Below are 553 nucleotides of genomic sequence, written 5' to 3' on the forward strand. Positions count from 1 at the left end.
TGGACCTCAGGGTGCTCAAGGGCCGGCGGGTGCTACTGGTGCTACTGGACCTCAAGGCGTTCAAGGTAATACAGGTGCTACTGGTGCCACTGGACCTCAAGGCGTTCAAGGTAATACAGGTGCTACTGGTGCTACCGGACCTCAAGGTATTCAAGGACCGGCGGGTGCTACCGGCGCTACTGGACCTCAGGGTGCTCAAGGGCCGGCGGGTGCTACTGGTGCTACTGGACCTCAAGGCGTTCAAGGTAATACAGGTGCTACTGGTGCCACTGGACCTCAAGGCGTTCAAGGGCCGGCGGGTGCTACCGGCGCTACTGGACCTCAAGGCGTTCAAGGTAACACAGGTGCTACTGGTGCTACTGGTGCCACTGGACCTCAAGGCGTTCAAGGTAACACAGGTGCTACCGGCGCTACTGGACCTCAAGGTATTCAAGGACCAGCGGGTGCTACCGGCGCTACTGGACCTCAAGGTATTCAAGGACCAGCGGGTGCTACCGGCGCTACTGGACCTCAAGGCGTTCAAGGTAACACAGGTGCTACCGGCGCTACTGGA

1 pseudogene is annotated in these 553 nt (G+C 59.5%); it reads left to right on the plus strand.

The features are described from left to right. Positions 1–553 (plus strand): annotated as a pseudogene (locus PDQ40_RS28100) (Gly-Xaa-Xaa repeat protein); the annotation flags it as partial.

The organism is Bacillus cereus group sp. Bc061, assembly GCF_027715825.1.
GTDB classification, from domain to species: domain Bacteria; phylum Bacillota; class Bacilli; order Bacillales; family Bacillaceae_G; genus Bacillus_A; species Bacillus_A paranthracis.